The 12336-nt window shown below is 69.9% G+C and carries 11 protein-coding genes; 8 read left to right on the top strand and 3 right to left on the bottom strand.

What is annotated here, in order from left to right:
• Positions 1-63 precede the first annotated feature (63 nt).
• Positions 64-996, bottom strand: a complete 933-nt coding sequence (locus AB0M73_RS10745; RefSeq protein WP_363889629.1) for an NAD(P)-dependent oxidoreductase — start codon at positions 994-996, stop codon at positions 64-66.
• An 87-nt stretch (positions 997-1083) separates the two neighbouring features.
• On the opposite strand from AB0M73_RS10745, the gene AB0M73_RS10740 reads away from it, so the two are divergent.
• From AB0M73_RS10740 to AB0M73_RS10720, 5 genes are read left to right on the top strand one after another with little or no spacing between them, the layout of a single operon-like run.
• Positions 1084-1533 carry a MarR family transcriptional regulator gene (locus tag AB0M73_RS10740; protein ID WP_363889626.1) on the top strand — a complete coding sequence of 150 codons (450 nt, stop codon included), beginning with the start codon at positions 1084-1086 and terminating at the stop codon, positions 1531-1533.
• A gap of 18 nt (positions 1534-1551) precedes the next feature.
• Positions 1552-3027, top strand: a complete 1476-nt coding sequence (locus AB0M73_RS10735; RefSeq protein WP_363889623.1) for an amidohydrolase family protein — start codon at positions 1552-1554, stop codon at positions 3025-3027.
• Positions 3024-4106, top strand: a complete 1083-nt coding sequence (locus AB0M73_RS10730) for a M20 family metallopeptidase (RefSeq protein ID WP_363889621.1) — start codon at positions 3024-3026, stop codon at positions 4104-4106. The genes AB0M73_RS10735 and AB0M73_RS10730 overlap by 4 nt, the downstream gene beginning before the upstream one ends.
• Before the next feature lie 36 nt (positions 4107-4142).
• Positions 4143-7352: a serine hydrolase gene (locus AB0M73_RS10725; RefSeq protein WP_363889618.1), complete on the top strand. Its 3210-nt coding sequence runs from the start codon at positions 4143-4145 to the stop codon at positions 7350-7352.
• A 29-nt stretch (positions 7353-7381) separates the two neighbouring features.
• Positions 7382-7558, top strand: a complete 177-nt coding sequence (locus AB0M73_RS10720; RefSeq protein ID WP_363889616.1) for a hypothetical protein — start codon at positions 7382-7384, stop codon at positions 7556-7558.
• 51 nt (positions 7559-7609) lie between these two features.
• On the opposite strand, the gene AB0M73_RS10715 is transcribed toward AB0M73_RS10720, so the two are convergent.
• Entirely contained in the window at positions 7610-9889 is a 2280-nt protein-coding gene (locus tag AB0M73_RS10715) for a M4 family metallopeptidase (RefSeq protein ID WP_363889614.1), read from the bottom strand.
• A gap of 230 nt (positions 9890-10119) precedes the next feature.
• Positions 10120-10803, bottom strand: a complete 684-nt coding sequence (locus AB0M73_RS10710; protein WP_363889612.1) for an alpha/beta hydrolase — start codon at positions 10801-10803, stop codon at positions 10120-10122.
• A gap of 122 nt (positions 10804-10925) precedes the next feature.
• Between AB0M73_RS10710 and AB0M73_RS10705 the strand changes: the two genes are divergently transcribed.
• The 3 genes from AB0M73_RS10705 to AB0M73_RS10695 all read left to right on the top strand — a co-directional run bounded on the left by AB0M73_RS10705 (position 10926) and on the right by AB0M73_RS10695 (position 12320).
• Positions 10926-11474 (top strand): TetR/AcrR family transcriptional regulator, encoded by a 549-nt coding sequence (locus tag AB0M73_RS10705; RefSeq protein ID WP_052396855.1) that lies wholly within the window; start codon positions 10926-10928, stop codon positions 11472-11474.
• A gap of 447 nt (positions 11475-11921) precedes the next feature.
• The gene (locus AB0M73_RS10700; protein ID WP_363889608.1) at positions 11922-12059 is read left to right on the top strand and encodes a hypothetical protein; all 138 of its coding nucleotides are present in this window, start codon (positions 11922-11924) and stop codon (positions 12057-12059) included.
• Between the two features lie 42 nt (positions 12060-12101).
• On the top strand, positions 12102-12320 hold the full coding sequence (locus tag AB0M73_RS10695) for a hypothetical protein (protein ID WP_363889606.1): 219 nt from the start codon (positions 12102-12104) through the stop codon (positions 12318-12320).
• Positions 12321-12336: the final 16 nt, after the last annotated feature.

Genomic DNA, 12336 nt, shown 5'->3' with positions numbered 1-12336 from the left:
GCGGAGGGAAGACTCGATTCTCTCGATCATGCGGCCCATGATCGCAGCCCCTGGCAACCGCGTTTAACGCTGGTTGCCGGCACGGAGCCAGGACAGGTAGTCGGCGACGGCCCGCTCGGTGTCGAACTCGGGCTGGTAGCCGGTGTCCTTCCGCAAACGGGTGATGTCGAGCGGGGGGAACACCTCGCCGCCGTCGGGGAGGTCGACCGCGGCGTCGGGCACGACCTTCTTGATCGCGGCGATGATCTCGGCGTTGGTGGTGGCACGGCCGGAGCTGACGTTGTAGGTGCGGTGGTCGAGGCGGTCGGCGGTCTGGAGCAGGGCGAGGGCGCGGCCGCAGTCCTTGGCGTAGCAGAGGTCGATGGCGTCGCCGGACCGCGCGTTGGTCTCGGGCCTGGTGCCGCGGGCGGCGGCGTGCACGAGTTGCGACGCGGCGAAGAAACGATCGACGAAATGGCCGCGCGGCCCCCAGATGGCGCCGATGCGGTAGTTCACGATGTCCAGGCCGGCGGCGTCGGCGAGGTGGTCGACCAGCAGCTCGCCGATCTTCTTGAACGCCGGGATGACGTGGGCGGAGGTCATCGGCAGCGGCAGGTCCTCGGTGTACGAGTCGGCGCTCACGCCGCCGTACACGCCGATGGTGCTGGCCACGCCGACCCTGCTCACACCCCATTCCTGCGCCACCTGCAGCACGTTGAACAGGCTGCCGAGCGCGGTGCGGGCCGCCTCGATCGGCTGCTGGTCGGGGCCGGATTGCTCGGGGGCGGGCGGCCAGGGCATCGACCCGGCCAGGTGCAGGATCCCGGTGATCTTGTGACGCCGGCCGATCGCCCGTAACGAGTCGAGGTCGGCGATGTCGGCCTGCACGATTTCCGCCGGCACGGGCGGGTCCGAGGCTGGGCGGCGCTGGGCGAGGACGCAGGGCCGGCCCAGGTCGAGCAGGGCGCGGGCGGTGTGGGTGCCGATGAAGCCGAGACCGCCGGTGACCAGGATCATCAGTTCTCCTTATGGTTCGCTGTACTGAACGTCAGGCTGACAAATCATCAGTGGAGCTGACAATCAGCGTAGCGATAGGATCGCCGGGTGTCCAGCGACCAGGCGAGCCCCCGGCTCGCGTACCTGCTCAAGCACGCCAACCTGCGGATCTCCGAGCTGACCGAGAAGGCGCTGCTGCCCTACAACATCAGCGGGCGGGAGCTGGGCGTGCTCAACGTGCTCAACGGGCGCGAACCGGGCTCGCAGCAGCACGCGGCGCAGCGGCTGGGCATCGACCGCACCACCATGGTCGCGCTGCTGGACACGTTGGAGGACAAGGGCCTGGTGTCCCGCCACCCCGACGCCGAGGACCGCCGGCGCAACGTGGTCGAGCTGACCGAGAAGGGCCAGAACATCGTCCGCTGGGCCGGTTCGGCCGCCGCGGAGGCGGAGCAGGTCTTCCTGCGCCCGCTGACCGAGGCGGCCGGCCAGCAGCTGCGGGAGTCGCTGCAGGCGGTCGTTGCCCGACCGGACAGTTCTGGACAGGTCCGGCCGTAGGACCTCTAGGGTCGAGGGATGCACACACTGCTGCGGGGCGGCCGGGTGATCGATCCGGGCGCCGGCCTCGACGGACTGTCTGATGTGCTGATCTCCGACGGCAGGATCGCGGCGGTCGGTCCGGGCCTGGAGACGCCGCCGGGCGCCGAGATCGTGGACGTCACCGGGCTCGTTGTGGGGCCCGGGTTCGTGGACGTGCACAGCCACGTGCACTCCATCGCCGGGCACCGCATGCAGGCGATGGACGGCGTGACGACCGCCCTCGACCTGGAGGCGGGCGTGATGCCGATCGAGAAGGGCTACGCCGACGCAGCCAAGGCCGGGCGACCGCTGAACTACGGCTTCTCCGCCTCCTGGGGCGGCGCGCGGGCGCAGGTGCTGCTCGGCGCCAAGCCCGACGCCAACGTCGGCAGCAGCCTGGCGATGCTGGGCAACGAGGCCTGGCGTCGGTCGTCCTCGCCGGCCGAGCTGACGGCCTGGCTGTCGCTGCTGGAGAGCGAGATCGCCGCCGGCGCGCTGGGCATCGGCGTGCTGCTGGGCTACGCGCCGATGACCGACCCGGGAGAGTTCCTCGCCGTCGCGCAGCTGGCCGCGAAGGCCGGCGTTCCCACGTACACGCACGTCCGCGAGCTGGCGGAGGTGGACCCCTCGACCCCGGTCGACGGGTCGGAGGAGATCGCCCGAGCCGCCGGGGAGACCGGCGCGGCCATGCACCACTGCCACGTCAACAGCACGTCGGGCCGGCACGTCGACCGTGTGCTGGGGACCCTGGACCGCGCGCAGCGGCTCGGGTCGCGCGTGACCGTGGAGGCCTACCCGTACGGCGCGGGGAGCACGGCGATCGGCGCCGCCTTCATCGCCCCGGAGCGGTTGCGGATGAAGGGCCTTGGCCCGTCCAACATCATCGTGGTGGAGACCGGCGAGCGTGTCGCCGACGAGAAGCGGCTGCTCCAGCTGCGCCAGGAAGATCCCAGCGCGCCCTGCCTGATGGAGTTCCTGGACGAGAGCCGGGAGGCCGACCTCGAGATGCTGCGCCGCACGCTGGCCTTCCCGGACTCGATCGTCGGCAGCGACGCGATGCCGCTGTTCTGGCCGGACGGCAGTTTCGAGAGCACCGAGTGGCCGCTGCCGCCGGGCGGCTCGACCCATCCGCGCGCGGCCGGCACGTTCTCGAAGACGCTGCGCCTGATGGTGCGGGAAACCGGGGTCTGGACCTGGCTGGAGGCGTTCCGGCGGTGTTCGTACCTGCCGGCGCGGCTGCTCGACGACTGCGCGCCGGGGGCGCGGGCCAAGGGACATCTCGGGGTCGGGGCCGACGCGGACGTCGTGGTGCTGGACCCGGAGCGGATCAGCGACGCCGCGACCTACCGTGACCCGCTGCGGCCGTCGATCGGCGTGCGGCACCTGTTCGTGGGCGGGACGGCTGTTGTGCGGCAAGGGGAATTGCAGACGAATGCGCTGCCAGGACGGGCGCTGCGCGGGGAGGCACGATGACGGATCTGTTGGCGGACATCGAAGAACTGGTGCGGTGCGAGTCGCCGTCGTCGGATCATGACGCGGTGGCGCGCAGCGCCGATGTGGTGACGGAGCTCGGCCGGCGGCTGCTCGGCGCCGAGCCCGAACGGATCGTGACCGACGGGTGCACGCACCTGCGCTGGCGGTTCGGCGACGTGCCGAAGGTCTTGCTGCTCGGGCACCACGACACCGTGTGGCCGCACGGATCCCTTGAGACCCACCCGTTCTCCGTGGTCGACGGCGTCATGCGCGGGCCGGGCTGCTTCGACATGAAGACCGGCGTCGTGATGATCCTGCACGCCGTCGCGGCGCTGGAGGACCGCTCCGGCGTGACGATCCTGATCACCGGCGACGAGGAGCTGGGCTCGCCACGGTCCCGGGCGCTGATCGAGGACGAGGCGCGGGGCTGTGAGGCCGCGTTCGTTCTGGAGGCGGCCGGCCCCGGCGGCGCGTTGAAGACCCGCCGCAAGGGCACGTCCATCTACCGGGTCGTGGTGCAGGGCAAGGCATCCCACGCCGGGCTGGAGCCCGAGAAGGGCGTCAACGCCGCCGTCGAGATCGCGCACCAGATCCTCGCGGTGTCCGCATTGGACGATCCTTCGCGCGGAACCTCTGTCGTGCCAACGGTGCTCAACGCCGGCACCACGTCAAACACCGTGCCGGCCAATGCCGCTGTGTCGGTGGACGTGCGGGCATGGGACCGCGACGAGCAGGTTCGGGTCGACGAGGCCATCCGCCGCCTGACGCCCGTGCTGCCCGGTGCTCAGATCCGTATCGAGGGCGGCATCAACCGACCGCCGCTGGATGCCGAGTCCTCGGCCGGGCTGTTCGCGTTGGCGTCCACAGTGGCCGGTGAGCTCGGACTCGGCCAGTTGGCCGAGACGGCCGTCGGCGGGGCTTCGGACGGCAACTTCACCGCCGGCGTGGGCGTTCCGACGCTCGACGGCCTCGGCGCGGTGGGCGACGGTGCCCATGCCGACCATGAGCACGTGATTGTCGAGGAGATCCCTCGCCGCACGGCGCTGCTCACCGGACTGGTCAAGGCCGTACTCGCCTGACGGCAGTTCTCGACACAGTACAAAGGGGGGAGTGGCATGACTCGACGCATGCGGATCGAGGACCTGTACGACCTGGCCGTCCCGGCGCAGCCCGCGCTGTCGCCGGACGGCCGCCGGATCGTGTACGTGCTGCGCACGGCCGATCGGGCGGCGGATCAGAACGTCACCCAGCTATGGGAAGTCGACACGAGCGGGGGAGCGGCACGGCAGATCACCCGTGGTTCCAACGACTCCGCGCCGGCTTGGTCGCCGGACGGCTCGGCGCTGGCGTTTCTGCGCGAGGAACAGGTGTGGCTGCTGGAAACCGGCGAGCCCCGGCAGCTGACCACGCTGCCGTCGGGTGCCGGCGCCCCGAGGTGGAGCCCGGACGGCACCAAGATCGCGTTCACCGCCCTGGTCGGCCCCGACCAGCCGACAGCGCCGATCGTGATCGACCGTCTGGCCTACAAGGCGGACGGCGTCGGCATGATCGGGGCGAAGCGGGGGCACCTGCACGTCCTCGACGTCGCGACCGGCGAGGTCCAGCAGGTCACCTTCGGCGACTGGGACGCCGGCGATCCGGCATGGTCGCCCGACGGCACGCTCCTGGCCTTCAGCGCGGCCCGGGACGACGACGCCGACCTGACTTTCCGTTCCGCTGCCCACGTAGTCGAGATCGGTGGCGAACCCCGGCTGGTCGGTACCTCCGACGGTGTCTGCCAGCGGGTCGCTTGGACGGCCGACGGGACCGCGCTGCTGGTCGTCGGCACACGGACCCTGAAGGTCGGCAACGCCCGGCTGCTGCGGGTCCCAGTGGATGGCGGCGAGACCGTCGACCTGGCCGAGTCGTTGGACCGCAATGTGATGGCCGGCGAGGCCGGCTACCCCGGGGTCGTGCCGCAGGCGGTCGGCGACACCGTCTACTTCGCCGTCCGTGACCGGGGCTGCACCCATCTGTATGCGGTCGAGGACGGCGGCATCAGGCTTGTTCTCGGCGGCGATGGAAACGTTGTGTCCGATGTGGACGTCGTTGACGGCCACGCGGCGGCTGTACTGGTCACGCCGACGTCCTACGGCGAGATCGTGGTGGTTGACCTGCGCAGCGGCGATATCGACGTCCGCACCGCCCACGGCAATGCCAACATCACGCCCTTCCCCTGTGAGGAAAGGGAATTCGCCATCTCCGACGGCACCGTCGTGCACGGCTGGCTGATGCGCGATCCCGCTCGCAAGGGCCCGCTGCCGCTGGTCCTGGACATCCACGGCGGCCCGCACAACGCCTGGAATGGCGCCGCCGACTCCACGCGGACCTACCGCCACGAGCTGGCGGCACGCGGCTGGGCGGTGCTGCTGCTCAACCCACGAGCCAGCGATGGCTACGGCGAGGCGTTCATCTCCGCGGCCGTCGGCGCGTGGGGCGAGGCCGACGCGAAGGACTTCCTTGAGCCGCTGGACCAACTGGTGGCCGAGGGCGTGGCCGACGCCGACCGGCTGGCCGTGGTCGGCTACAGCTACGGCGGCTACATGACCTGCTACCTCACCAGCCGGGACAACCGTTTTGCGGCGGCGGTGGCGGGCGGCATCGTCGCCGACACCACCAGCATGGCCGGCACCTCCGACGGCGGGCACTACCTCAAGACGATCGAGTTCGGCGACGGGGACTGCTCGCCCCTGAGCCGCGTCGACCAGGTCCGCACGCCCACCCTGATCCTGCACGGCGCGGCCGACGACCGCTGCCCGGTCGGCCAGGCCGAACAGTGGTTCACCGCGCTGCGAACCCAGGGCGTGCCAACACAACTGGTGCTCTACCCGGGCGCGTCGCACATGTTCATCCACAATGGACTTCCCTCGCACCGTGTCGACTACAACCGCCGGGTCGTCGACTGGCTTGAGCGGCGGACGCCGATCCGCGCCGACCACTGGCGGCGACGACTGGCCGAGCTGGCCCGCAAGCACCACGTTCCCGGCGCGGCGCTGGGCATCCTGCGCGGCGACGAGCTCGTCCAGGTCAGCGCGGGCGTGCTCAACAAGGCGACCGGCACGTCCGTGACCGACGATTCGGTGTTCCAGATCGGGTCCATCACGAAGACCTGGACCGCCACCCTGGCGATGCAGCTGGTCGACGAGGGGCTCCTTTACCTGGACGCGCCGATCGCCGACGTGCTGCCCGATCTGCGACTGTCCGATCCGGACGTGACCAAGCAGGTGACGATGCGGCACCTGCTGACCCACACCAGCGGCATCGACGGCGACGTGTTCACCGACACTGGCCGCGGCGACGACTGCGTGGCCAAGTACGTCGACCGGCTCGGCGAAGCAGCCCAGGTGCATCCGCTCGGCGTCACCTTCTCCTACTGCAACTCGGGATTCGCGCTCGCCGGCCGTGTGATCGAGAAGATCACCGGCCAGACCTGGGACGCCGCGCTGCGGGAGCGGCTGATCGGTCCACTCGGCCTCAAGCACACCGTGACCCTGCCCGAGGAAGCCATCCTGCTCAGCGCCGCCGTCGGCCACGAAGCCCCGGGCGGTCAGGAACCTCTTCCCGTGTCAACGTTTCTGCTGCCGCGCTCGATGGGCCCGGCCGGACTGATCACCGCCTCCACCGCCGATGTCCTGGCTTTCGCCCGACTGCACCTGACCCGTGGTCTCGGTCCCGACGGCGACCGCCTGCTCAGCGAGGCGTCCGCGGTGACCATGACCGAGCACCACGCCGATGTGCCCAACAAGTACGTCTTCGGCGATTCGTGGGGCCTCAGCTGGATGCGGTTCGACTGGGACGGTCACCAGGTCATCGGACACGACGGCGGCACCCGCGGGCAGTTCGCCTTCCTGCGCGTCGTGCCCGAACTCGGACTGGCCGTCACGCTGCTCACCAACGGCGGCAACGCGATCGACCTCTACCAGGAGCTGTTCCGGGACCTGTTCGCGGAAATCGCCGGCATCACCCTGCCCGAGCCCGTCTCGCCGCCGGCACAGCTGCCGACGGTCGATGGCCCACGCTACCTCGGAGCGTACGAGCGAGCCGGCAGCCGCATCGAGATCTTCGCCGGTGACAACGGGTTGCGGGTGCGGTCCATCGCGACCGGCGCGCTGGCCGAGATCGTGCCCGAACCCGTCACCGAGCACGATCTGTTGCCCGTCAGCGACACACTGTTCGTGTCGCGGGCCGAAGGCCGGCAGTGGTGGACGCCGATCGTGTTCTTCAGCCTGCCGACCGGCGAGCCCTATGTTCAGGTCGGCGTGCGGACCTACCCGAAGGTGGGATAACCCGCGCGATCGTGGGTACCCGGGGGCGCATGAAACAGCAGACCACCTACGACCCCGCGCCGCCCACCACGCCGATTCCCGCCGCGCCGATCCCGCCCGCTCCGCCGACAACGCCGATTCCGGCGCAACCCGAGCAGCAGGAACCCTTGCCGGAGACCGAATCGGTGCTGGGGGCCATGCCGAACGAGCAGCCGGGCACAGAGTGAGCGGGGAGGACGTCGCCTGCCGTCCTCCCCGCTCAATCCTGCTGGCTCAGACTAGCTCAGGGTCACAGCCGCGTCGTCGACGACGAACGAGGTCTGCAGCGAGCTGTCCTCCGCCGCGCTGAACTTCAGCGCGAGGGTGCTGCCGGCGAAGGACGAGACGTCGATCGTCTTGAGCACGTAGCCACTGGCCTTGTTGAGGTTGGAGAACGTGGCCAGCGAGGTGGTGCCGCCGGTCACGGCCAGCTTGTCGAACTGGGTCGTCGTGGTGGTCTCGGCCGAGTCGATGTGCAGGTAGAACGTGAGGCTGGCGTGGCAGCCGGCCGGGATGGCCACCGACTGCGACAGCGTGTCGGTGTGGGTCGTGCCGTAGCCGTCCATCCAGGCGTTCCAGGTGCCGCCGTGGGCCGGCTGCTGCGTGCCGTTCTGGCCGATCACGCCAGAGGTGGAGGACCACACCGTCGCGCCGGACTCGAAGCCGGGGTTGCCGAGCTTCTGGCCGGTGCAGTTGCCGCTCACCGTGCCGACCGTCCAGCTGAACGAGGCCGAGCCGCTGTGGCTGGCGCTGTCCGTGGCGGTCACCGTCACGTTGCTGGTGCCGGCGGTGGTCGCGGTGCCGGAGATCGTGCCGGTGGAGGCGTTGATGGACAGGCCGGCCGGCAGGCCGGTCGCGGTCCAGCTGTACGGCGCGGTGCCGCCGCTGGCCGACAGCGGCAGGCTCACGGCCGCGCCGGTGGTGGTGGACTGGTTGCCCGGGTTGGACACCGTGACCGTGCCGGTGGCCGAGCAGGTCGGGTCGCCGGCCTGCGCCGGCACGGAGATCGCGTCCCACGCCGCCTTGACGGTGTTGAACTCGGTGCAGCTGCCCGGGAACATGTTCTTGGCCGCGGTCAGCGTCCAGGTCCGGTACTTCAGGTAGGAGCTGCCGGTCGTCTTGAGCAGCATGGCGTTGTAGAAGATCTTCAGCGCGTTCTGCACGCCGAGGCCGGTGACGCTGCTGCTGTTGCAGGTGGTGCTGGTCGGCTGCCCGTTGTTCGGGTTCGTGCCCTCGGCCAGCAGGTAGAACCAGTGGTTGCCGGGTCCGGCCGAGGCGTGCACCTCGCCGCCGGGGACGCTGCTGTCGTAGCAGTTCTTGTCGCCCAGGGCGGACGGGTTGTACATGTTGCGGATCGGGCCGGAGCCGACCAGGTTGATCTGCTCGCCGACCAGGAAGTCGGGCACGTCGTAGGGCGCCGGCTCGTTGGCGAACCACTCGGTGGACGCGCCGAACACGTCGGCCACGAACTCCTGGGTGCCGTTGCCGGAGATGCCGCCCGGGGTGTGGTCGTCGATGCCGTGGCCGTGCTCGTGGGCCACCACGTCGATCGAACCGATCCACTGGTTCTGGCTGTTGTGGCCGATCTGCACCTGGCTGCCGTCGTAGTAGGCGTTCTCGTCGGCCAGGCCGACGCGGATCGGCCAGCCGCCTCCGTTGCCGTCGAAGCTGTTGCGGCCCAACCACTGCGACAGCATCTTGTTCTCGGTCTGCACGCCGAACAGCGCGTCGACGCAGCCCGTCTCCTTGCTGGTGGCGTTACCCGTGCCCCAGCTGTCGGAGGTCTTGGTGAACGTCGTGTTGTTCGCGGCGTCCTGGCAGCTGACGTTGGTCAGCACCGGGTCCTTGAGCGAGAAGTTGCTGCCGGAGTGCGTGGTGTCCAGGTGTACCGGGTTCGGACCGTTCCAAGCGGACGTTCCGTCGCCGAACAGCACGTGTTCCTGGGTGTGCAGCACCTTGCCGGTGGCCGCGTCGACCACGACGTCCAGCTTGCTGGGCTCGTTGTCCCGGGTGCCGGTGACGGTGCTCTGCCACGCCAACGTGGGCGTGCCGAGCGCGAAGGTCACCAGCTGCGCGGCGCCGACGCTGTCCACCTTCGACAGCTGGCCGCGGGCGACGTTCTGCGCCTGCGCCGAGGTCAGTTTCGGCGTGGTGGAGGCGAGATTGATGGTCGCGTCCTGGGCCACGGAGGTGCCCAGGACCTGGCCGGTGGAGTTGGTGGCGACCACGAAGTCGCCGCCGACCACCGGCAGACCCTTGTACGTCCGCTGGTACGGCACGTACTTCAGCCCGTTGGTGGAGGAGATGGTGCTCTGCTGCGTGAAGGCGTCGTCCGAGCTGGCGTGCAGCGCGGCGGGCCGGGAGGCGACGAGGCTCTGGGCCGCGTTGACGGCCATCGCGTCGGCGGTGAGCGGGTTCGCCGCGGGCGCGGATGGCTGCGCCTGTGCGGCCGTGCTGGTGGTGACCGCGGCGACCAGAAGGCCGGTCGCGACGACAACGGTGGAGCGTCTCAGGAACATCGGCAGTTCTCCTCCGAGCAGGGGCTATCACGACCCGGGTCTCGGGCCGCGTTCGGCAGAGGTGGAAGGTGTCGACCGCGGACCAGGATCGGCGCTGGGGGAACCGGGAACAACCGACGAAGGTAGTGAACTTCGCATGAATCGCCTGAACGGCCTTATTGCGTCGTAGGGGTGTGGGCCGCTCAGGCGACGTGACCTGGTTTTGTTGATCTAGCAAAGAAAGGGTCGTCCTACGAGGTTTTGGCCGCCGCTTCGAGGATCAGGTCGGTCACGGTGTCCGCCTGGGACAATGCGAGCAGGTGCGAGCCGTCGATCTCGACAACCGTGGAGCCCGCCCGCTGGGCCCCGAAACGTTGGACGGTCGGATGAATCGCCTTGTCGGCGCTCGCCACCGCGTGCCAGGACGGCAGGGTCCTCCACCCGACCGGCCCTGACTTCTCGCCCAGCGCGACCGCGGCGATCGGCCGCTGGCTCACCGCGAGCAGCGAAGTCACGTCCTCGGGCAGGTCTTCGGCGAGCACCCGGCGAAATCCATCCGTGCTCAGGTAGAAGTCGTCGCCGATCGCGCGGAGGTTCGGGCCCAGTTCGGAATCGGGGAAGTTCGCGGCCATCTCCAGCACGCTCTCGCCTTCGTCGGGCACGAACGCGGCAATGTGCACGAGCGCATTCACATTTGACGTTTGTGGCGCGGCCGCCCCGATCACCGCGCCTGCGTAGGAATTGCCGACCAGCACGACCGGGCCGTCGATTGCCGCGACCGTGCCGGCGACGAAGGCCGCGTCGTGGGCGAGGCCACGCAGGGGAGTGGCGACGGCCGTGGCCGTGATGCCGGCGGCCTGGAGCCGTTGGATCACGCCGGCCCAGCTGCCCGTGTCGGTGAAGGCGCCGTGCACGAGCACCACGGTGGGAGTCATCAGATCCTCCGAGTTTGGCGAAAGAAAGAACGTTCGTTCTGCCTGTGGTGCACGCTAGGGGTGGCGGCTCCCGGACGTCAAGGGTTCGGCAGAAAGAACGGTCGTTCTGTAGTCTGACGTCCATGAACGAGGCCCCACGCGACCGCCTGCTGACCACCGCGGCCCGGTTGTTCTACGCCGAAGGGATCCGGGCCGTCGGCATGGACCGCCTGGTCGCGGAGGCCAACGTCACCCGGTCCACCTGCTACCGCCACTTCGCAGGCAAGGACGACCTCGTGCTGGCCTACCTCGACTCGGTCGACCGACTCATCCGGGACGCGGTCGAGACGATCGTGGCCGAGCGGCCGCCGGTCGAGGCACTGGTCGGGATCTTCGAGTTCTACGCCGACTTCGCCGCCAGCGAGGACTTCCGCGGCTGCAACTTCCTCAACGCCGCCGCCGAGCACGCCGACCGGAACAGCCCGCCGCGGCGCCTGATCGCCGCCCATCGGGCCTGGCTGCGTGAGACTTTTCGGTCCCTGCTAGGGCAAACTGGTCACCCGCAGCCGGATCAGGCTGCCGGGGCGCTGGTCTTGCTACGTGATGGGGCCATGTCCGCCGCCGAGCTGGACGACCCGGCCACCGTGCGGGAGACCCTGCTGCACACGGTCGGCGGTGTGATCTCCGGCTGAGTCAACCTTCGATCGTCGTGTGTGCGAGACCGCTTCCATCCTCCCTGTGGGGGCGGTCGGCGACGGCCTTCGCGGCGGTCGCCGACGGCACCCACCTTGCCTCAGCGCTGGCGATCGGGCGGGGAAACGAGGATTGCTCTGTTCGGTTCGCCCAGTGGGGCCGCGACGCTTCGGTGGACACCGCCGCTCCGGGACGAACCCGGAGCGGCGGTGCAATGCCCTCGGTGGCATCCCAGCCACGAGCATTCCGGCGTCCCTTGGAACCCGGCCCTCGGCGCAATCTCGTCGGTGGCATTCGAGTCGCGAGCTTGCGGGCGGCACCCTTGCGAACCCGGTTCTCGGCGCAATCTCGTCGGTGGCATTCGAGTCGCGAGCTTGCGGGCGGCACCCTTTTCGAAGCCGGCTCTCGGCGTAATCTCCCATCGCCGGCCTCACCGACGTCTCGGCGTGCCCTGCTACGGCATACAGCTGGCCAACGTCGACGAGCGCAACCACGCCCCCAACGAGAACTTCGAGCTCCGCCGCTTCCATGCCGGCATCCGCACCGCCGCCCGCGTCCTGCAGGCCCTCGGCCGCGCCGGTTGAGAACCGCGGAGGTGGGTAGTCGATCAGTCGGAGGTGGTGACCATGACCGTGCCCGCGCCTGAGCGTCCACTACCGGGTGATCCCGACGAGCCGGTGCTGCCCGACCCGGAACCGGTGGCGCCGAACCCCGATCCGATGCAGCCCGGTCCGATGCAGCCCGGCCCCGGGCCGGCGGCTCCCCAGCCCGATCCCGTGGTGCCGCGCGAGATCCCGCCGGAGCCCGAGTCCGCACCCGAGCCGCTGATCCCGGGGGTCTCTTGACCTCCTAGGTCTCACT

This window comes from Kutzneria sp. NPDC051319 (assembly GCF_040682195.1).
Lineage (GTDB): Bacteria > Actinomycetota > Actinomycetes > Mycobacteriales > Pseudonocardiaceae > Kutzneria.
Note: the sequence above shows the minus strand (reverse complement) of the source record. Positions and strands in the feature narration are given on the sequence as shown.

What these genes read in the sequence shown, in the direction of transcription:
- AB0M73_RS10745 (WP_363889629.1), bottom strand. Translation starts at nt 996, where the DNA reads ATGATCCTGGTCACCGGCGGTCTCGGCTTCATCGGCACCCACACCGCC.
- AB0M73_RS10735 (WP_363889623.1), top strand. Translation starts at nt 1,552, where the DNA reads ATGCACACACTGCTGCGGGGCGGCCGGGTGATCGATCCGGGCGCCGGC.
- AB0M73_RS10730 (WP_363889621.1), top strand. Translation starts at nt 3,024, where the DNA reads ATGACGGATCTGTTGGCGGACATCGAAGAACTGGTGCGGTGCGAGTCG.
- AB0M73_RS10725 (WP_363889618.1), top strand. Translation starts at nt 4,143, where the DNA reads ATGACTCGACGCATGCGGATCGAGGACCTGTACGACCTGGCCGTCCCG.
- AB0M73_RS10720 (WP_363889616.1), top strand. Translation starts at nt 7,382, where the DNA reads ATGAAACAGCAGACCACCTACGACCCCGCGCCGCCCACCACGCCGATT.
- AB0M73_RS10715 (WP_363889614.1), bottom strand. Translation starts at nt 9,889, where the DNA reads ATGTTCCTGAGACGCTCCACCGTTGTCGTCGCGACCGGCCTTCTGGTC.
- AB0M73_RS10710 (WP_363889612.1), bottom strand. Translation starts at nt 10,803, where the DNA reads ATGACTCCCACCGTGGTGCTCGTGCACGGCGCCTTCACCGACACGGGC.
- AB0M73_RS10705 (WP_052396855.1), top strand. Translation starts at nt 10,926, where the DNA reads ATGAACGAGGCCCCACGCGACCGCCTGCTGACCACCGCGGCCCGGTTG.
- AB0M73_RS10695 (WP_363889606.1), top strand. Translation starts at nt 12,102, where the DNA reads ATGACCGTGCCCGCGCCTGAGCGTCCACTACCGGGTGATCCCGACGAG.